Raw genomic sequence first — 18,877 nt, forward strand, 5'->3', positions numbered from 1 at the left:
CCACCCGTGTCGGTCGTCATTCGGGCATCCCCACCGTGGTGCCTTCGGAGATGCCGTCGCCGGAGATCTCCACCCGTCCGTCGGCGAACAGTCCGGTGGTGACGGAGACATAGCGTGTCGTCGAGGCCGTCTTGTCGACGACTTCCACGCCGAAGCCGCCCCGGGGCAGTACGAGCAGCGCGGCCACCGGCACGGTGAGCACGTCCTGACGGGTGCCGGTGGTGAAGTCCACCCGTACCGCCGCCTGTTCGTACGAGGCGGCGGACCTCTGCGCCGTGCCGCCCTTCAGCCCGATGACCAGGTTGATCTTCGTCTTCGCGTCTTCCTTGTCGGTGGCGGGCTGTATCTCGGTGGAGACGTCGGTGACCGTGCCCGCGGCGGTGCTGTCGTCGGGGAGCCGGACGGTGACCTTCGTGCCCTTCACGGCCAGCCGCCGGTCCGCGGAGTCGAGTTCCACGGTGACGGCCTTGGCGGTGCCCGTGGAGGTCAGTACCTTGCCGCCCGGCCCGGTCTGCTCGCCCGTGGCGGCCTCACGGCTCTCGACGCGTACCTCCCCGGGCATGAACACCACCCGGCCCAGCTCGACCTTGCCGGTCTCGGGCAGCCCCCGGTCCTTCTGCCATCGCTTGACGGCTTCGGCGGTCAGTTCGCTGTACTGCTCGTCCACGGTGAACCCGGTGTAGCCGAGTGCGGCCAGATTGGCCTCCAACTGCTTGACGTCCGGTCCCTCGACCCCCGTTCCCAGGTCGCGGAAGGCGGGTTTCGCGCCGTACATCAGCACGACGGGCCGGCTGTCGACCTCGTACAGCATCCCGCCCCGGCCGATCCGCCTGCCCTCGGCGGGCAGCGCGGTGAGGGTGCCGGGCAGCCGGCCCGGCACGGTGGTGGGCGGCCCGTAGCCCAGCTCGCCGTCCTCGCTGCGGGTGGCTCGCAGCGTCTGCTTCGCGACCGTGGTGGTCTTCGGCGGCAGCCCGTCCGACCCCGAGGCCCCCGGGCCGTCGCCGCGCAGGGTGAACCAGGCGAGGGTGAGGGCGCCACCGGTGGCCAGGACCAGGGCGCCGACGGCGGCCCTTCTGCCGCGCCGGGTGCGCCGGCGCCGGGGCGACCCGGAGGGACCGGGCGGATCGGGTGGCGGCTGCTGTGCCGACCGCACCGGCTCCGGCTCGCCGCTCACTGCTCCTCCGGATCGGGCAGCTCGGCCTGGCACTTCTTCTCGGCGGCCTCGCGGTCGGGGTCGGACATGGCCTCGGGTACGGGCGGGAAGCCGCCGTCGGCCTTGGGGTCGGGCCAGGACGGCACGCCGTTCTTACGCAGGCACTCGGCCATCTTCAGCCCGCGCCGTACGTCCTCCTTGTGGTCATCGGCGTCGCCGCCGGTCCTCGGCAGCTGGTACTTGCGGCACGCCTCCATGGCCTTCTCCAGCTTCTGCGGATCCGCGCCCTTGACCGGAGCCGGAGCGCCGTTCACGGGGTCCTCCACGTCCAGGCCCTGCTTGCGCAGGCACTCCGTGAGCTGCAGGGCCTTGTCCTGGAGTTCGGACGTGTCCGAGCCGCCCAGGCCGCCGGACCCGCAGCCGGCCAGGAGCAGGGCCAGCGCGGGCGCCGCGACGACCGCCGTCACCGCCCGGCCCCTCGTCGTTCCGGTCCTCGGTGCTCGTTCCATCCTCGACACTCCTTGTCCCGGTACGCCGTCGGCCCGGTCCGGCCGACCCGTCGTACGAGGGGGAGCGTGCCGGAGCGGGATCAGCGGGCCCTGAGCCGAACCTCAGAGGTTTCTGAGCGCCGGAGCCCGACGGGGTGGCCGCCGCCGTGTGCCCCCTCGGGCCGCGCCGATGCCGCCGATGGACGATGCGGGCGCAATCGGATGAGAACGCGCGAGGGGAACGCCTCCTCGGCCTGGCCTCAGAAGGATTCGCCCCGGGCACAACGGCCGCGCGGTCAGCGGTTTCTGAGCGAACTCTCAGCCGGCGCTCAGCTCGGCGCGCCAGGATGCCCCCACCGGCCCGCTCGTATGCGCGCGGAGGGCGTGGACGCGTGCGCGGAGGGACAGGGATGCGTGCGCGGGTGCGGAAGGGCAGGTTACGTGCGCGGAAGGGCAGGGACCCGTGCGCGGAAGGCACGGATGGGCGCACGGGAGGCGCGGATGAATGAGGCGGGCACGGAACTCCGGCCGGGGACGAAGCCGCGGCTGCTGGTCGTCGAGGACGAGCCGAACCTCCTCGAAGTGCTGGCGGGCAGCCTGCGCTACGCCGGATTCGACGCGGTCACCGCGGCCACCGGGCGGGAGGCGCTGGCCGAGGCACGGCGGCATCGCCCCGACGCGGTCGTGCTCGATGTGATGCTGCCCGACATGGACGGCTTCGAGGTCCTGCGCCGGCTGCGCGCGGACACACCGGTCCCGGTGCTGTTCCTCACCGCCAGGGACGCCACCGAGGACAAGGTCCGCGGTCTGACGATCGGCGGTGACGACTACATCACCAAGCCGTTCAGCCTGGACGAGGTGATCGCCCGCATCCATGTGGTGCTGCGCCGTCGGCCCCACGCCGCCTCGGGCCTCCCGGCGGCCCGGCTGACCTTCGCCGACCTCGAACTGGACCAGGAGACGTACGAGGTGTGGTGCGGCGGTGAGCGGATCGCCCTGTCGCCGACCGAGTTCAAGCTGCTGAGCTACTTCATGGCCAACCCCGGCCGGGTGCTGTCCAAGGCGCAGATCCTCGACCAGGTGTGGAGCTACGACTTCCGCGGGGACGGCGGGATCGTCGAGACGTATGTCCACTCCGTGCGCCGCAAGATCGGCGAGCCGCGGGCCCGGCTGATCCACACCGTGCGCGGAGTCGGCTATGTGCTGCGGCCGCCGTCGTGATCCGGTGCGGACTCGGACGGCTGTCGCTGCGGTTCCGGCTGGTGGCCGCGATCCTGCTGCTCGTCGCCGTGGCGCTCACCGCCATCAGCACCGCCGGAGTGCTGGTCCTGCGCGGGCAACTGCTGGACCGGACCGACGCCCAGCTCGGCCTGGTGGCTCTGGGGTACCCCGACGCACCGATCGACGACGGCCCGGCGGGCAGCGACGCCGGACACAGACCCCGCGCGGGTGGTGTGGCGCTGTACCGGGTCCAGCGGTACGACGCCGGGGGCAGGCAGATGAGGAATCCCCGTGAACCGGAGCCCGTGGCCGGGGACGAACCGACGGTTCTCGACGTACCCGAGGACCCGGCCTGGCTGAAGAAGCACACGGGTCGCCCGATGACCGTGTCGTCGACGACCGGCGACGGCGACTGGCGCATCCTGATTCATCCGCTGCCGGACACGTCCGGATGGATCGTGGTCGCCGCCGCACTCGGCGACCTGGAGGCCGTCGTCTCCGGACTCGTGACCGTCGACGTGACCGTGGGCGCGCTCGGTCTGCTCGCCGTCGCCGTCGTCGGCGTCGTGCTCGTACGGGCGGCCCTGCGACCGCTCGTCAAGGTGGAGAAGACGGCGGCCGCCATCGCCGCCGGCGACCTGACCCGGCGGGTCCCGGAACATCCGCCGGGGACCGAACTGGGCCGGCTCGGCCGCGCCCTCAACGGGATGCTCGGCCAGATCGAGGAGGCGTTCCGGGCGCGGGCCGAGTCGGAGGCGACGGCCCGGCGCTCGGAGGAGCGCATGCGCAGATTCGTGGCGGACGCCGGGCACGACCTGCGGACACCGCTGGCGGTCATCCGCGCCTGGGCCGACTACTCCCGCCGCGGACCCCGCCGGGACCGCGCCGAACTCGAACGGATCCTGGCCACCGTGGAAACCGAGGCGGCCCGGATGGGCACCCTCATCGAGGACCTCCTGCTGCTGGCCCGACTGGACCAGCAGCGTCCCCTGACCCGCCGTCCGGTCGACATGCGCGCCCTGGCCGCCGACGCGGCCCGCGACGCCTGCCTGCTCGCCCCCGACCGGGAGATCCGGCTCACGGCGGACGACGGCACGGCCTATGTCGTCAGCGGCGAGGAGAACCGGCTCCGTCAGATCCTGACGAACCTGACCGGCAACGCCCTCACCCACACTCCCCCCGGCACCCCGGTCACCCTCGGGCTCCGCCCCGGCCGCCTCGGCACAGCCCCCGCCCTGGTCCTGGACGTGGCCGACCAGGGCCCGGGCCTCACCGCCGAGCAGGCCGAACGCGTCTTCGAGCGCTTCTACCGCACCGACACCTCACGCACCCGCAGCACAGGCGGCTCCGGCCTGGGCCTCGCCATCGTGGCCTCGCTGGCCACCGCCCACGGCGGCACGGTGAGCGTGACCACCGCACCCGGCGAGGGAGCGACGTTCTGCCTCACACTGCCGCTCGCCGAGGCGGAGGCGACTTCGGAGCGGGGGTGACCGGGAGCCGGTGGCCGGGCAGGTGCACTTCCTCGGTTCCATCAAGTGGCTGGAGGACCGGTCGTTCGACCGCCACGACTACGATGCCCTGGTCCGTGACACGCTCGCCGTGCCCGGCGCGGGAACGGACACTCCTCTGGTCGCGGTCTCACGCGGTGGCCTTGCCGACGGCCTGCCGCTCGCGGCCCACTGGGGTCCGGAGGACCTCGTACGCGCCTGGCGGTGACCGGCAGAGCGCTTGCCCTGCCCGCGGGTCGGTTGTGGCGCGTTGGCCGAGGAATGTCTCGCAGTCGGTCCGGTCGGTGAATGCCACGCGCACGCGGTAGCGAAGTCGCGGACGACCGGCGTGGTTCGGTGACCTCATCGGCTCAGCGTGTGATCCCCCTGAACCGTGTTCGCGTACGCCCGATCCCGTCGGGCACAGGGATGAGGAAGGAACGGACTCAGGTGCTGCGGGGCGGTGTCGGTGTGAGCTTGTCGAGGTCCAGCGCGATCTCGAAGGGCACGGGGCGCTTGAGGGCGCCCCGGAAGAAGCCGGCGGGCGCGTAGACGCCGGTCGGCTCGTCGAGCTCGTAGACATGGACGACGGGTGCCCCGTCCTCGTCCTCGACGCACCAGTAGTGCGGGATGCCGGCCTCCGCGTACTTGCGGAGTTTGACCGTACGGTCCCGGTGGGCGGACTCGGGGGAGACGACCTCCACGACGAGCTTCACATCTTCCGGGGCGTACCAGGTGCGGTCGGGGTCATAGGGCCGGTCGGTCAGCAAGAGGTCCGGCTCGGGACGGTTGCGGGCATCGAGGCGGATCGTCATCTCTCGCTCGACCTCGAAGCCTGTCGGTGCCTGTGACATCAGCGTGGTGGTCAGGGCGGTGACGAGGCGGCCATGCCAGGACCGTTGTGGGGACGTCATGAAGACGAGGGCTCCGTCGATGAGCTCGGTGTGGCGCGGTGCCTCGGGGAGGCGGTCCAGGTCCTCCGCGAACCAGCCTTCCGCGCGCGGCGGGCGCATCCAGCCGGGCAGTGCGGTCATGAACCCACCTTAGCGATTGCGGCCGTCAGGAAGAGACGGTGTGCGTGCTGCTGATCCAGCATCCGCACCTGGGTATCGACGAGGAACGTGAGGCAGCGTCGCTACGGGTGCCCGAGGTGTCGCCCCCGATGACGGCGTCGCCGTTTCCCGGGGCCGGGACCTCCGGTGCACCGGGAGGGAGGCGCATGCGACCCGGTGACACAGCGTCGCCGATACGGCGGGGTGCCCAGGGGCCGGGGTCCTACGGCCCCGGCCCTCTTCGGCGTTCCGTTCCGCCGTCCCGCAGGGGCCGCAGCGCCCGCCTCGGTGGTCAGGCGCCCGCCGCGTAGCGGACCAGGAGGTTGTCCGACTGCTCGGCGGTACGGGTCGACAGCAGGCGCAGTGGCGGGACCCCGGTCTCCGTGAACCCCTTGGTGAACACCGGTGTGCCCGCGCCGAGCGCCGTCGGGCCGATCATCAGATGCAGTTCGTCGACCAGACCCGCGGCGAGCAGGTCGTTCCACAGGATGTGGCTGCCGAAGACCAGGATCTCCCGGCCGTCGGTCTCTTTGAGGGTCCCGATCTCCCGGTGGGCGTCCGCGCGGCGCACGATCCGGGTGGTGGAGTACCAGGGGGACGACGTGTCCGGGGTGAGGCTGTCGGAGACCACGACCTTCTCGATCGCTCCGTTGAGCCGGGCGGTCTCCCGGGCGAGCGGGGTCTCCTCCGGGTCGGTCGCCCGCTGCGGCCAGTAGGCCAGGAACTCCTCGTACGTCCGCCGGCCGAGCAGCAGGGTGCCGGCCGCGCGGAGGCGTTCCGCGTTGTGGATGTTGAAGCTGCCGTCCATCGGCAGGGCCATGACGTCGCCGCCGGGCCCCTCGTAGTAGCCGTCCAGGGAGATGATGTTGGTGACGATGAGCTTGCGCATGGCGGCCTCTGTCTCTCGGTCCTTCGTCCAACGCCGGTTTCACGGCCTTCGAAGGTTGAGAGACGGACAGCCCGCGGAATTCATCGCTCTTCTCGGATCGCATCGGATTGTTCCGGATCGTTCCGGGCCGTCTTGGATCGTGTGGTCACCTTTCACGGCGGGCGGGGGCGGGATGTTCCGGGGGGAGCCCGAGACGGCGGTGGAGCTCGGGGTCCAGAAAGCCGGTGATCTCCGCGATCCGCCCGGAGCGGACCGTGAGGACGTTGATCGCGCCGATGCGGTACGCCGGTGAGCCCGGCTCCCGCAGATAGCAGGCAAACCCGGGCTGGCCGTTCGCCCGCAGCGGCATCAGCCTCCAGGGGGTCGCGAAGACCCGTTCCGTGAAGAACCGTACGACGTCCTCCCGGCCGTCGAACCACGCGGGCAGCGGCGGCATGCCGAAGCGCGCGTCCTCGGTGAGCAGCCGGAGCAGCGCGGATACGTCGGCACGTTCCCACGCGGTCATGAACGCGTCCACCAGCTCCCGGCGGCCGTCCTCGCCGAGCGCTTCCAGTTCGGCCCGCTGGGTGGTCTTGGGGGTCAGCGGTGCGACGGTCCTGCGGGCGCGCTGAAGGGCGCTGTTCACGGACGCGGGGGTGGTGTCGAGGATCCGTGCCGTCTCGGCGGCCGAGAACTGGAGGACCTCCCGCAGGATCAGCACCGCGCGCTGGGTGCCGGGCAGATGCTGGAGCGCCGCCACGAACGCCAGCTCCACGCTCTCCCGGCGCAGCCACCGGGCCTCGGGGTCGCCCGCTCCGGCCGGCTGATCCTCCGGTTCGGGCGCGGGCCCCTCGTCGGGCCAGGGCTCCAGCCAGACGGGTCCGGTGACGGGTTCCCCGAGGTCGGCGGTGTTCCGGCGCGGTGGGCCGTGGTCCGGTGACAGCATCCGGCGGGGGCGGTGCGCCGCCAAACGCAGACAGGCGTTGGTGCAGATGCGGTACAGCCAGGCGCGCAGCGAACTGCGGCCCTCGAAGCCGGACAGCCCGCGCCAGGCGCCGAGCAGCGACTCCTGGAGCGCGTCCTCTGCGTCCTGCACCGAGCCGAGCATCCGGTAGCAGTGGGCGTACAGCTCACGGCGGTGGACCTTGACCAGGGCCTCGAAGGCGGCCGAGTCCCCTTGCCGGGCAGCCGCGAGCAGCGCGTTCTCCGGGGTGGCGGTGCGGGGCGGGCCGGTGGCGCCCGGGGTGTGGGTCGGGTCGGTGGCGCTGGTCGGGCCGGTGATGCCGGTCTGGCTGGTGGTGCTGGTGGTGCTGGTGGTGCCGGTCGGGTTGGTGGTGCTGGTTGCGTCCGTGGTGTCGTCGGCGCCTGTGGTGCCGGTCGGGCCGGTGGCGTACGCGGTGTCGTCGTCGTCGCTTCTGAGCTGTGTCACGGCGACTCCTCTCCCAGACCGGCGTCGGCGAGTTCCGCGATGACCTCCGCGTGGCACTTCTCCGGTACGCACCAGCAGCCGAGCCGCCGGCCGCGCAGTGCGGGCAGCAGCGCCAGCAGGTCGGGGCGGGCGAGCAGATGGGCCCGGTACCGCTTCACGACCTCCTCACGGGTGCCGTCGGGTCCCGGGCGGTACGGGCTCGCCAGCGGGGATCCGTCGAGCTCCCAGCCGCCGCGGTGCATGGCACGGCCCACATAGACGACGTCCGCGTACGCGGGGTCGTCGCGGTGGCCCTTGAGGTTGACCACGGTGGTTCTCTCCATGGGGTGGATCCTGCGGCTTCGGAACGGTCCCCGCCACCGGTTCCTGCCACTCGGGTCCCCAGGCCGACTCCAACGGGCGCCGCCACCGCCCGTGCCCCCGGCGGAGAGCGTTCCGCGAGTGCCCGCCCGGCTACCGAGGTGCCAGGCCGGTCTTGAGGCCCGCGCCGCACAGGGGTACGACGGTCGCCCCCTCCCGCAGGCCCGTTCCCTCCGGCAGCTCCCGCACCGCCGCCCAGCAGGCCACCGCGGTCGACTCCACGAACAGCCCACGGGATGCCAGATCGAGCTGCGCGGAGCGGATCTGCTCCTCCGTCACGGTGAGGAAGGTGCCGCCCGACGCGCGTACGGCTGCGAGGATCGCGCGGGCCCGGGGCGGACGGGGGATGGCGATGCCCTCGGCGAGTGTGGTCCCGGCGGGGCCGGCTGCCGCGCGGGGGCCGCCTGCCCTGCCGGAGTCGCCTTGCCCGGCGGGGCAGTCCGTCCCGCCTCGCCCGGCGGGGGTTCCTGTTCCTGTTCCCGGTCCGGTTCGGGTTCCGGTTTCCGCCCCTCCGTCCAGCAGGTCGTCGGCCCCCGCTCGAAACGCCGCCGCCAGCGGAGAGACGGCCGCCGCCTGGACCGCGACCAGCGCGGGGCGGCGGCCGATGAGCCCGTGGCCGTACAGCTCGTCGACGGCGAGCGCCGCGCCGAGCAGCAGGGTGCCGTTGCCGACGGGGACGACGATCGTGCCGGGCAGCGAGCCGCCCAGGTCCTCCCACAGTTCGTAGACATAGGTCTTGGTGCCGTGCAGGAAGTACGGGTTGTACACATGGCTCGCGTAGAACGTGCCGGGCGCGCCTGCGGCCGCCCGCGCCGCCCCGGCCGTCGCCTCGCGGTCACCGGGGACACGTTCGAGGCGGGCGCCGTGCGCCTCGATCTGCTCGGCCTTCTTCGCCGAGGTGCCCTCGGGGACGTACACCGTGCACGCGAGAGACGCCCGTGCGCAGTACGCGGCGACGGCGGTGCCCGCGTTGCCGCTGCTGTCGGCGATCACCCGCCGGGGCCGCACCGCGCGCGCCAGTTCCGCGAGCAGCACCGCGCCCCGGTCCTTGAAGGAGAGCGTCGGCATCAGGTAGTCGAGCTTGGCGGAGACACCGGGGACGAGCGGCACGAGCGGAGTGCGGCCCTCGCCGAGGGAGGTCGCGGGGGAGGAGAGCGGCAGCGCCTCCTCGTACCGCCAGAGGGAGTCGACCCGGCCGGACAGGGCTGTCCCCGGTACCGCTCCGGCGCTGAAGTCCAGGTCCCAGGGCCCGCCGCAGCGCGGGCAGCACCACTTCAGCTCCTCGACGGGGGAGGTGAGGTGACAGCCGGGACAGCGGTACGGGGGCAGATGGGCCGGGGAGCCCTGGAGGGAACGCGCGGCAGGAGCGGAGGTCATGGTGCCTCAGCATGACAGCCGTGTTGCGTGTGCGGCCCATGTGTGGCCCGCCGGCTCGCTCGCACCGCGTGCCCCTTGTCCGGCGCCCCGGATCCCGGCTCCGGTCCCGCACCGGGGCCCGTGGACGGGACCGTCCCCCGCGCCCGGGTGCCTGGGGATCCGGGGTGCCCGGGTGTTCAGGGTGTCCTGCTGTTCAGGGTGTCCTGCTATTCAGGGTGTCCTGCTGTCCTGGACACCCGGCTGTTCCGGCTCTCCTGACGGCCCGGCTGCTTGGCCCTCCGCTTCCGCGCTTTCCGATTCTTGCGGCTTGCGGGGCTCCCCGGTACGCCGGTTTCCCGGCTTCTCAGTTCCATGGTTCCCGTCACTCCCGCCCCCGGTCTGCCGGGGACCCCGCCGGTGTTTGTACGATTCCGGATTGATCCCGATGCGTTCCCTTGCCCGACCCGACTGCGGTTCCGATTTCTGATTCCGATGTGGGTTCCGCCTGATGGTTCCGGCTACTCGGTTCCGGCTTCGGTTCCGTTCGCCGGATCCGACCGGTCCGGCCTTCAGGTCCGGTTCAGGCTCTGTGCCGGTCTGGTCGGCCGGTCGGTCCGGTCGAGGTGCGGGAGGGCGAGGGTCGGGCCCATTTTCCTTCTCCCTGCCACTCCGAGGAGCGCCGCACCCGTGGACCCAGCGCAGCCGGGCGGACAGCAGCCGCAGCAGCCGGGCGGACAGCAGCCGTTCCCGCCGCAACCCGTGCCACCGGGGCAGCCTCATCCGGCGTATCAGCCGTATCAGCAGTTCCCGCAGTACCAGCAGTTCCCGCCGTACCCCATACCTCCTGTGGCGCCCCCGGTGAACGGTTTCTCCATCGCGTCCCTGGTGAGCGGGATCGTCTGCTGTCTGCCGCCGCTCGGTCTGGTCCTCGGGCTGGTCGCCTTCTCCCAGATCAAGAAGAAGAACCAGCGGGGCAAGGGTCTGGCCGTGGCTGGCACGGTGCTCTCCGCGATCGCCACCCTTCTGGTCACGGTCGGCCTGCTGAGCGGAGCGGCGGGTGATCTGTGGAACGGCTTCAAGGACGGGGTGAACGAAGCGGCCCGCTCCCGCCCCGTGACGGATCTGCGCCAGGGCGACTGCTTCAACGCGCCCGGCAGCGGCGAGCCGAAGGAGGAGACGTACCAGGTCGAGATCGTGACCTGCGAGGATCCGCACGAGGCCGAGGTCTCCGGCACCTTCCAGCTGACCGCCTACGACCGGTACCCCGGTGAAGCGGTCCTCGGACCCGTGGCCGAGCGGCGCTGCGAGGACATCGAGTTCTCGTACGCCATGGACCCCTGGGAGATCCCGGCCACGGTCGAGCCGTACTACTACCTGCCGACCCCCGAGGGCTGGAAGCTCGGCGACCGCGGGGTCACCTGCGGGTTCGGGACGGTCAAGGGCGACAGGACCCGCGGGTCCGTCCGGCGCGACGAGAGCGATCTGGACGGCCACCAGCTCGCCTATCTCAAGGCGGAGACGGGGGTCGTCCGTACGGCCTTCGAGCAGCCCGAGGACGACTTCCCCCAGGCCGCGAACGCCTACCGTGCCTGGGCCCGCGTCACCTCGGGGGCGCTGACCGAGGGAGCGGACGCCCTACGGACCTACGGGTTCGCGCCCGGCCCGGCCGAACTCGCCGCTCAGCGGGCCGGCGAGTTCGACCAAGCCGCCCGCAACTGGGACAAGGCGGCCGCGGCCGAGGACGAGGACACCTTCTGGGACCACGTCCTGGCCGCGGAGGAGGCCCTCGACGTTCGCACCGAGACCGCCATCCGCAAGCTCCTCGACCTGAAGTCGACCCCGCCCGGCCCTGACACCAGGGCCTGACCCGGCGCCGGGGTCTCCCGACCCACCGACAGCACCGGTCACGGTTGCCGTCCTTGCCGAGGACCGTCCTTGCCGAGGACCTTCCTGTCCGGGCCCTTCCGGTGCGGGAGCCGCAATCCCTGTTCCCTGTTCGGGGCTCGGTGATTCGTGTTCCGGGACTCCGGCCCTCCCTCATGGAACCGGGACTCCGGCCCTCCCCATGGAAGAGGCCGGTGCCGGGAGCCACCGACAGCCCCCGCACCGGCCTCGACCCGGGCGCGAACCGGCCCCTGCCCAGTTCGCGCCCCGCCCTCTAGCCCTGGGAAAGCCCCCGGTCGACGGCCTTCGTCAGCTCGCCGTCCGCCGTGTCCGCGTCCAGCGACCAGAACATCGCGCCGCCAAGCCCCCGGTCACGGATGTACGAGGTCTTGGCCCGCAGCACCTGCGGATCGTCGTACGTCCACAGCGTGTTGCCGTCGAACAGCCACGCCTGCCCGTACTTCCGGTGCACCTTGTACGCCCCGGAGCCGGCGAGCTTCTTGAGCGCCTTGTAGTCCTCGTAACCCGCGGAGTAGGTCGCCGGCGCGGGCCGCGCGGCCGGCTGCCCCATGCCGTCGCCGCCGCCGGTCACCCCGGTCCAGCCCTGCCCGTAGAACGGCATGCCCATCACCAGCTTGTGCGCCGGCGCACCTCGCCGCAGCCAGTCCCCCACGGTCTGGTCGACGCTGAAGTCGTTCTTCGCGTACAGCGCCGACTGCTGGGCCGTGGTCTTCTCGCCGGAGACATGGAAGTCGTAGCCCTGGAGGTTCACGAAGTCGAAGTCGCGCATGATCTTGCGTACCTCGAAGCCCGCGTCGATCTTCGCGGGAGCGGTCGGTACGAACGCGGACAGTTCGTAGTGCTTCCGCTGCCCGTGCCGCTGCTGGTTCTGGTCCCGCCGGTCCTGGTTCAGGTCCTGCTGGTCCCGCCGGTCCCCGCGCTGTTCCCGCTGCTGTCTCTGCTCGCGCGCCTCGCTCTTCGCGTACACGTCGAGCTGCGTGCGGAACTCCCGTACCAGCGCGGTGAAGTTCTTCTTGTCCTCGGGCCGGTAGATCGTGTCGTCCTCGCCTGCGGAACCGGGCCACTCCCAGTCGAGATCGATCCCGTCGAAGACCCCGGCCGCTGCGCCCGCACCGCCGCGTGCGCCGTCCACGGGCAGATTGCCCTTGATGTAGAGATCGATGCAGGAGGAGACGAACGCCTTCCGCTTGGCCTCGGTGAGGACCGCGTTCGAGAAGTGCGTCGACCAGCTCCAGCCGCCGAGGGAGATCATGACCTTGAGGCCGGGGTGCTTGGCCTTGAGCTCGCGCAGCTCGTTGAAGTTGCCCGCGAGCTTCTGGCCGGGGGAGTCGGTGACGCCGTCCACCGAATCGGCGGCCGGGACCGGGCGGACGTAGTCGGCCCAGGAGTCGCCCTCGCCCGCGGGGCCGCCGACGAAGCACTTGCCGTCGGGGCTGACGTTGCCGAACGCGTAGTTGATGTGGGTGAGCCTGGCGGCCTGGCCGCTGGTGTCCAGGTCCTTGACCTGGAAGTCCCGGCCGTAGATACCCCACTGGGTGAAGTAGCCGACGCGCTTGTACGCGGGCTGGTGATCACGGTCGGCGCGGGCGGCGGGAGCCGCCGTGGGGGAATCCGCGGACGCCGCCGGCGCGAGGGTGGCGATGAGAGAGAGCGAACCGGCTGCAACAGCCGTTCGGACAAGGCTTCTTCGACGCATGGGGGGGCTCTCCTGTGCGTGATTCCGGCAGTCGTGCGCGGGCAGCGCCTACATGGCACGCGCGACAGCGCACACCGGTGCCGGGACAGTTACGTGAAGGGGCGTCGTGCAGCACAGGACCGTATTGGTCTGGACCATTAAGGTCAATGCTTTCGGACACGGTCGTCGCCGCTACCGGGGGTAAGGGTGCGTCTCCGCAGGCGCGAGGTGCCCGCCTCCCGGCAAGTTGTCACCTCGGGTTATGTTTTGGCCTATGGTTGCGGGCAACAACCCACGGTTGTCAGGCTGTCGCTGTCTGTCAATGTGATGGGAGTGGCCAGTGACATTCGGTGAGCAGCCCGCCTATCTTCGCGTTGCGAGCGATCTCCGCCAGAAGATCGTCAACGGCTCGCTGCCGCCGCACACCCGCCTTCCCTCGCAGGCCCGTATCCGCGAGGAGTACGGGGTCTCCGACACCGTCGCCCTGGAGGCGCGCAAGGTCCTGATGGCCGAGGGGCTGGTGGAGGGCCGCTCCGGTTCGGGGACATATGTCCGTGAGCGTCCGGTCCCGCGCCCCATCGCCCGTTCCGGCTACCGTCCGCCGGCAGGCGCCAACCCGTTCCGGCAGGAGCAGGCGGCCGACGGAGCGCGCGGCACCTGGGAGTCCAGCAGCGAACAGGAGGCGGCGGGTGTGGAGATCGCCGCCCGGCTCGGTGTGGCCGCCGGGGCGCGGGTGATGCGTACCCGCTATGTGTTCCGCGACGGGGGAGAGGCGATGATGCTGTCCACCTCCTGGGAGCCCCTCGAAGTCACCGGGCGCACTCCCGTGATGCTCCCCGAGGAAGGGCCCCTCGGCGGGTGCGGGGTCGTCGAACGGATGGCCGCCATCGATGTCGTCGTGGACAACGTCTCCGAGGAGGTCGGCGCCCGGCCCGGTCTGGCGGAGGAACTCCTGCTGCTCGGTGGCGTACCGGGACATGTCGTCATGGTCGTCGCCCGTACGTACTTCGCATCCGGGCGCGCGGTCGAGACCGCGGACATCGTCGTCCCGGCCGACCGCTTCCGGATCGCCTACCGCCTTCCGGTGAAGTGACGCCGGCGCCCCGGACGCGCTGAGTGCCCCGGGCCGGGCCGGGGGTGCGCCGGGCGGGCCGGGGCGGGCCCGGGGGCGCACCAGGTAGCCCGGGGTCGGCCTGGCATCACGCCGTGGTGTACGGGGTGCCGAGACCGTATGCCCCGGAACCGGCCACTGCCCGCCGGGTCCGGCGGGCCCGGCGGGCCTGGCGGGGGCGCGTCGGTGCGGTGCTGTGTCCCAGGTCCGGCGTCGGTGTCGGGTCCGTGGGGCTACCCGTGTCATGGCACCGGGTCCGGGCGGTCACCGGGGTGCTGTACGCGAGTTTCGGCACCCGTGCCCTCGCTCGGCGCGGCCCTGCCCTGCCCGGCGCGGTCCGGCCCGGTCCGGGCGATGCCGGCAGGGCCGCCCCCACTACCCTCCTCGTACCGGTCGGCTCGCCCATCGGTGCCACCGCCTCGGGCCCGCCGACCGCGCGGGTGGTGGGGGCTGGCGCCGGGAGCCCCGGATGAGTGGCACCGCGGGGGCGGTCGCGGGGCGACGACACCAGGAGGGCCTGGGGCGGTGGCGGCGCGATCCGGCGTACGCGGGGGTGGAGGGAAGCTGGGAGAAGCTGTCGGATCCGGCCAAAGAGGGGCGCATCCAGCCTGGTGCGCCCCTGTTTCCTATCTCTTTGTGAAAATCCGTATCCGCTGAGTGAAGGTCAGGCGTAGGCTCCGGCATATGCTTAGTGCGGTTTCCCGGCGATCTTTACGGACCTGCGGACCCACCGAGGGAGGGGCGCGATGAACGACAGCACCACAGTGCTCCCGTGGCTCGTCATACGCCAGGACGACAACGGCAACCGCTACCGCGTCGGCCGGTACGCCACCGAGGACGAGGCGCAGCAGATCGTCGACACCCTCGATGCCAAGGGTCATCGGCAGCTCTACTGGGTGGAGCGCATCTCGAGGACGGCGCGCTGACACCAGTACGCTCCGGCGCATGACAGACCGTGTAGTGGTTGCCGGAGCCGTGTACGACCGGGGGCGTCTGCTCGCCGCGCGCCGCAGCGCCCCCGAGGAGCTGGCCGGCCGATGGGAGCTGCCCGGCGGCAAGCTGGAGCCGGGGGAGCGCCCCGAGGAAGCTCTCGTCCGTGAGTTGCGCGAGGAACTCGGCGTCGAGACGGAGCCCCTGGCCCGGATCCCCGGCGAATGGCCCCTCAAGCCGGGCTATGTGCTCCAGGTGTGGACCGCGCGTCTGGTCTCGGGTGAGCCCCGGCCGCTGGAGGACCATGACGCCCTTCGATGGCTCGCCCCGGACGAGACCGACGCCGTCGACTGGCTCGACCAGGACCGGCCCGCCGTCGCCGAGGCCGCCCGGCTGCTCCGGGAGAGCCGGCGGGGAGGCGCGCACGACTGACGCGTACGCCGTTCGCGTCAACGGTGTGCCCCCAACCGGACCGGACGGGATACCTTGCCCCATATTTCGGGTATGTGGTGATTGACCACCCGAAAAGGGGCGTGGGTCCGCTGCTGGTCCGGGAAGTGAGCCGCGTGATCGACACAGACGGCGTCCGTGCCGCATGGACCTTCCCGGCCGAAGCCGATGCCGTCCGTGCCGCACGCCATGCCGTCCGGGACACCCTGCGCGCCTGGGAACTGGAACCCTCGGTCTGCGATATGACGGTGCTGCTGGTCAGCGAGCTGGTGACCAACTCCCTGCGCTACGCGTCGGGGCCCATCGGCGTCCGGCTGGCGCGCCAGTCGCCCCCGGACGACCACCCCGCGCTGCTCGTGGAGGTGTCCGATCCCCTTCCGGACCCTCCCACCGAGAGAATCGCGGCCCCCGACGACGAGGGCGGCCGCGGACTGCAGTTGGTCGCGCGCTCCGCCCGGCGGTGGGGAACCAGGCGCGGTACGACGGGCAAGACCGTGTGGTTCGAGCTGGCTCTCACCGGTTAAAAGTGTGAAGGGACAACGATCACGGCCCGCACGGCGCAAAATGAACGAGACCGTGCTGTGATCGTGAACGCCGTGCGCCTCGGAGCCGTAGTGCTGAATACTGCGGTCATGGCCGGTCCGGTGCGGTGAGCTGGAGGGGACGGTCGCGTGAGCGAGATACCTGAGACGACGGGCGATGTCGTGTGGCAGAGCAGCCCGCCTGGCTCGATCTACGACTACATCAGGGTGGCCTCCTTCTCGATAGGCCCCGACGGCCTGGTCGACCAGTGGAGCCGACGTGCCGCCGATCTCTTCGGGATCACGGCGGCCCAGGTCAGAGGCAAGGACCCGGTCGAGGTCCTCCTTCCTCCGGAGCTGCGTCCCCGCGGCCACCGCCATATGAAAGAGATCCTCGACGGCAAGGAGTGGACCGGGCTGGTGCCCTTCCGGGCGCCGGGAGCCGAAGGCCCGGGCGGTGTCGCCGAGGTCTATGTCATGCCGAGCGAAACGGAGTCCGGCGAGCGGGCCGCCCTCTGTATCGTCGTGGACGTCCGCGCCCTGCGCCGGATCGAGACCGACATCGCCGCCTCGCAGGCGATATTCGGCCAATCCCCCTTCGGCTTCCTCCTCTTCGGCACGGACCTCACCGTGCAACGCGCCAACCAGCGGTTTGCCACGGTCTTCGGCGGCTCCGTCGAGGAACACCGCGGCAGGACCGTCCACGACTACCTCTCCCGCTCCGAGGCCGACCGGATGACCGCGTCGCTCCGCCGGGTCCTGGAGACGGGCGAGGCCGCGATCGACCTCCAACTCGTCGGGGCGGCCCCCAACAGCACGGACCGCAGGCACTGGTCCATCAATCTCTACCGGGTGCACAGCGGGAGCGGCCGGCCCATCGGGGTGGCGGGAGTCGGCACGGATGTGACCCGCCGTCATGTCGCCGCCCGTGAGGCCGCCAGCGCCCGGCGCAATCTCGCCCTCCTCAACGAGGCCAGCGCCCGGATCGGCAACTCCCTCGATCTGGAGACCACCGCCCGCGAACTTCTCGACCTCGCCGTCCCGGGCTTCTGCGACCTGGCGTCGGTAGACCTCTACCAAGGACTCCTCACCGGTGACGAGGCCCCGCCCGGCCGCTGGGACAGCCCCCGGTCGGACCGCTACGGCGGCGGCAGCGCAGAACTGCGCCGGGTCGCCTTCTCCAGCGCCGTGTCCGACGCCCCGCTGATCACCACGCCGGGCTGCGGATCGAAGGGCGACACCCCCACCGCCGTCGGCGAGGTCCACCGCTACTCCTTCAACTCGCCCTGCGCCAGCGCCCTGCGCACCGCGCGGGTGCAGTCCATACCGGGCGAGGACGGCAGTCTCGTCCGGTCGACGCTCGCCGTGCCGATGGTGGCGCACGACGCGGTCGTCGGACTCGTGCAGTTCTCCCGGACGAAGGGGAGCGAACCCTTCGGGGAACGCGACCGGGCACTCGCCGTCGAACTGGCCGCCCGCGCCGCGGTCTGCATCGACAACGCCCGGCTCTACCGCCGGGAGCACGAACGGGCCCTGATCCTCCAGCGCAGTCTGCTGCCGCCCGGTGACCCCGAGGCCGCGGGCCTCGACATCGCCTGCCGCTATCTTCCGGGCAACACCGCCACCGAGGTCGGCGGGGACTGGTTCGACGTCATCGAACTGCCAGGCCACCGTACCGCCCTCGTCGTCGGTGATGTCATGGGCCGGGGACTGCGCGCCGCGGTCGCCATGGGCGAACTGCGCACGGCCGTACGGACCCTGGCGCTGCTGGACCTCGAACCCGCCGAGGTGCTGTCCGCGCTCGACGAGATAGCCCGGGGGCTCGGCAGCCCCAGCGGCACCCAGCAGGCGTCCCGGGTGGCCCACAAGGCCCGCGAGGCCGATCTCTCCGAGGTCTATCTGGCGACGTGTGTCTACGCCGTCTACGACTCCGTCACCCGGCGCTGCACCTTCGCCAACGCGGGCCATCTGCCGCCCGTCCTCGTCGAACCCGGCGAGGAGGCGCTGCTGCTCGACGTCCCGCCCGGGATGCCGCTCGGTGTCGGCGGGGAGCCCTTCGAGGAGGTCGAGGTCGAGCTTCCCGAGGGCGCCCTCCTCGCGCTCTACACCGATGGGCTGGTCGAATCCCGTGACCATCCGCTCGACGAGGGGCTGCGGGCCTTCCGCAACGCGCTCACCGACCCCTCCCGCCCGGCGCCCGGCCACCACTCCCCGACGGCGGCGCTGCGCGCCGATCTCTCCCGGTCGCTGGAGGACGTCTGCGACCATGTGCTGGGCACGCTGGACACCCGGCACGGCGAGGACGACATCGCCCTGCTGATGGCCCGCATCCAGGGGCTGCCCGTCGAGGCCGTCGGCGACTGGCAGCTGCCCCGGGAACCGCGCTCGGTCGGCCGCGCCCGAGAGCTGGCCCGCGCCCTGCTGGTCTCCTGGGACCTGGAAGCGCTGGTGGACACGGTCGAACTGCTCGTCAGTGAACTGGTCACCAACGCCCTGCGCTACGGCGAGGGCGAGATACGGCTCCGGCTGCTCCGCGACCGCACCCTCGTCTGTGAGGTCTGGGACTCGGGTCTCGTCCAGCCGCGCCGCCGCCGGGCCCGCGACACCGACGAGGGCGGGCGCGGCCTCCAGCTCGTCGGCCTGCTGAGCGCGGCCTGGGGGTCCCGCCGTACCCCGCGCGGCAAGACGGTCTGGTTCGAACTCGCCCTGCCGGACGGGGACTCGGCCACCGAGCCCACGGTGGAACAGCTCCTCAGTATGTTCTGACCCGGGCCCGGGCGCGGGCACCCGCCCCCGGGCCCGTGCGGCCACCATCCGTACGGCGCCCCGGGCCCGTACGGCAGTCCACAGCCATACGACCAACCGCAGCCA

Annotated in this window: 16 protein-coding genes and 2 pseudogenes; 10 read left to right on the top strand and 8 right to left on the bottom strand. The window is 71.8% G+C overall.

Going from position 1 to position 18,877, the window contains the following annotated elements; all coding sequences use genetic code 11:
- Nucleotides 1-16 precede the first annotated feature (16 nt).
- A complete protein-coding gene (locus ACIBCM_RS10795) occupies nt 17-1,174 on the bottom strand; it encodes a peptidoglycan-binding protein (protein ID WP_399241669.1) in 1,158 nt (385 codons plus the stop codon).
- Complete coding sequence (locus ACIBCM_RS10800; RefSeq protein WP_399241670.1) at nt 1,171-1,662, bottom strand: hypothetical protein; 492 nt, start codon at nt 1,660-1,662, stop codon at nt 1,171-1,173. The genes ACIBCM_RS10795 and ACIBCM_RS10800 overlap by 4 nt, the downstream gene beginning before the upstream one ends.
- A 480-nt stretch (nt 1,663-2,142) precedes the next feature.
- Between ACIBCM_RS10800 and ACIBCM_RS10805 the strand changes: the two genes are divergently transcribed.
- From ACIBCM_RS10805 to ACIBCM_RS10820, 4 genes and pseudogenes are all read left to right on the top strand, one after another.
- Nucleotides 2,143-2,862: a response regulator transcription factor gene (locus ACIBCM_RS10805; RefSeq protein ID WP_399241671.1), complete on the top strand. Its 720-nt coding sequence runs from the start codon at nt 2,143-2,145 to the stop codon at nt 2,860-2,862.
- Between the two features lie 380 nt (nt 2,863-3,242).
- Nucleotides 3,243-3,830: pseudogene (locus ACIBCM_RS10810) on the top strand (HAMP domain-containing protein); the annotation flags it as partial.
- Nucleotides 3,831-4,037: 207 nt separating this feature from the next.
- A pseudogene (locus ACIBCM_RS10815) lies at nt 4,038-4,352 on the top strand (sensor histidine kinase); the annotation flags it as partial.
- 10 nt (nt 4,353-4,362) lie between these two features.
- Nucleotides 4,363-4,578 (top strand): hypothetical protein, encoded by a 216-nt coding sequence (locus ACIBCM_RS10820; protein WP_399241672.1) that lies wholly within the window; start codon nt 4,363-4,365, stop codon nt 4,576-4,578.
- A 217-nt stretch (nt 4,579-4,795) separates the two neighbouring features.
- On the opposite strand, the gene ACIBCM_RS10825 is transcribed toward ACIBCM_RS10820, so the two are convergent.
- From ACIBCM_RS10825 to ACIBCM_RS10845, 5 genes are all read right to left on the bottom strand, one after another.
- The gene (locus ACIBCM_RS10825; protein ID WP_399241674.1) at nt 4,796-5,383 is read right to left on the bottom strand and encodes a Uma2 family endonuclease; all 588 of its coding nucleotides are present in this window, start codon (nt 5,381-5,383) and stop codon (nt 4,796-4,798) included.
- Between the two features lie 310 nt (nt 5,384-5,693).
- Nucleotides 5,694-6,290, bottom strand: a complete 597-nt coding sequence (locus ACIBCM_RS10830; RefSeq protein WP_399241675.1) for a dihydrofolate reductase family protein — start codon at nt 6,288-6,290, stop codon at nt 5,694-5,696.
- A gap of 145 nt (nt 6,291-6,435) precedes the next feature.
- Nucleotides 6,436-7,698, bottom strand: coding sequence for a sigma-70 family RNA polymerase sigma factor (locus tag ACIBCM_RS10835; protein WP_399241677.1), 1,263 nt, complete (start codon nt 7,696-7,698; stop codon nt 6,436-6,438).
- Nucleotides 7,695-8,021, bottom strand: a complete 327-nt coding sequence (locus ACIBCM_RS10840; protein ID WP_399241678.1) for a DUF4326 domain-containing protein — start codon at nt 8,019-8,021, stop codon at nt 7,695-7,697. The genes ACIBCM_RS10835 and ACIBCM_RS10840 overlap by 4 nt, the downstream gene beginning before the upstream one ends.
- Before the next feature lie 130 nt (nt 8,022-8,151).
- On the bottom strand, nt 8,152-9,435 hold the full coding sequence (locus ACIBCM_RS10845; protein ID WP_399241679.1) for a pyridoxal-phosphate dependent enzyme: 1,284 nt from the start codon (nt 9,433-9,435) through the stop codon (nt 8,152-8,154).
- Between the two features lie 666 nt (nt 9,436-10,101).
- On the opposite strand from ACIBCM_RS10845, the gene ACIBCM_RS10850 reads away from it, so the two are divergent.
- The gene (locus ACIBCM_RS10850; protein ID WP_399241680.1) at nt 10,102-11,280 is read left to right on the top strand and encodes a DUF4190 domain-containing protein; all 1,179 of its coding nucleotides are present in this window, start codon (nt 10,102-10,104) and stop codon (nt 11,278-11,280) included.
- A gap of 292 nt (nt 11,281-11,572) precedes the next feature.
- Here the strand turns inward: ACIBCM_RS10850 and ACIBCM_RS10855 are convergent, their stop codons facing one another.
- Nucleotides 11,573-13,015: a glycoside hydrolase family 18 protein gene (locus tag ACIBCM_RS10855; protein ID WP_399241681.1), complete on the bottom strand. Its 1,443-nt coding sequence runs from the start codon at nt 13,013-13,015 to the stop codon at nt 11,573-11,575.
- A gap of 319 nt (nt 13,016-13,334) precedes the next feature.
- Between ACIBCM_RS10855 and ACIBCM_RS10860 the strand changes: the two genes are divergently transcribed.
- From ACIBCM_RS10860 to ACIBCM_RS10880, 5 genes are all read left to right on the top strand, one after another.
- A complete protein-coding gene (locus ACIBCM_RS10860) occupies nt 13,335-14,087 on the top strand; it encodes a GntR family transcriptional regulator (protein ID WP_399241682.1) in 753 nt (250 codons plus the stop codon).
- Between the two features lie 764 nt (nt 14,088-14,851).
- Entirely contained in the window at nt 14,852-15,031 is a 180-nt protein-coding gene (locus tag ACIBCM_RS10865; RefSeq protein WP_399241684.1) for an SPOR domain-containing protein, read from the top strand.
- Nucleotides 15,032-15,050: 19 nt separating this feature from the next.
- Nucleotides 15,051-15,467 (top strand): (deoxy)nucleoside triphosphate pyrophosphohydrolase, encoded by a 417-nt coding sequence (locus tag ACIBCM_RS10870; RefSeq protein WP_399241685.1) that lies wholly within the window; start codon nt 15,051-15,053, stop codon nt 15,465-15,467.
- 125 nt (nt 15,468-15,592) lie between these two features.
- Entirely contained in the window at nt 15,593-16,009 is a 417-nt protein-coding gene (locus tag ACIBCM_RS10875) for an ATP-binding protein (protein WP_399242088.1), read from the top strand.
- Nucleotides 16,010-16,156: 147 nt separating this feature from the next.
- Nucleotides 16,157-18,772, top strand: a complete 2,616-nt coding sequence (locus ACIBCM_RS10880; protein ID WP_399241687.1) for a SpoIIE family protein phosphatase — start codon at nt 16,157-16,159, stop codon at nt 18,770-18,772.
- Nucleotides 18,773-18,877 lie beyond the last annotated feature (105 nt).

Origin of the sequence: Streptomyces sp. NPDC051018 (genome assembly GCF_044456085.1) — a bacterium.
In the GTDB taxonomy this organism is placed as follows: Bacteria; Actinomycetota; Actinomycetes; order Streptomycetales; family Streptomycetaceae; genus Streptomyces.

What these genes read in the sequence shown, in the direction of transcription:
- ACIBCM_RS10855 (WP_399241681.1), bottom strand. Translation starts at nt 13,015, where the DNA reads ATGCGTCGAAGAAGCCTTGTCCGAACGGCTGTTGCAGCCGGTTCGCTC.
- ACIBCM_RS10800 (WP_399241670.1), bottom strand. Translation starts at nt 1,662, where the DNA reads ATGGAACGAGCACCGAGGACCGGAACGACGAGGGGCCGGGCGGTGACG.
- ACIBCM_RS10845 (WP_399241679.1), bottom strand. Translation starts at nt 9,435, where the DNA reads ATGACCTCCGCTCCTGCCGCGCGTTCCCTCCAGGGCTCCCCGGCCCAT.
- ACIBCM_RS10870 (WP_399241685.1), top strand. Translation starts at nt 15,051, where the DNA reads ATGACAGACCGTGTAGTGGTTGCCGGAGCCGTGTACGACCGGGGGCGT.
- ACIBCM_RS10865 (WP_399241684.1), top strand. Translation starts at nt 14,852, where the DNA reads ATGAACGACAGCACCACAGTGCTCCCGTGGCTCGTCATACGCCAGGAC.
- ACIBCM_RS10805 (WP_399241671.1), top strand. Translation starts at nt 2,143, where the DNA reads ATGAATGAGGCGGGCACGGAACTCCGGCCGGGGACGAAGCCGCGGCTG.
- ACIBCM_RS10825 (WP_399241674.1), bottom strand. Translation starts at nt 5,383, where the DNA reads ATGACCGCACTGCCCGGCTGGATGCGCCCGCCGCGCGCGGAAGGCTGG.
- ACIBCM_RS10830 (WP_399241675.1), bottom strand. Translation starts at nt 6,290, where the DNA reads ATGCGCAAGCTCATCGTCACCAACATCATCTCCCTGGACGGCTACTAC.
- ACIBCM_RS10840 (WP_399241678.1), bottom strand. Translation starts at nt 8,021, where the DNA reads ATGGAGAGAACCACCGTGGTCAACCTCAAGGGCCACCGCGACGACCCC.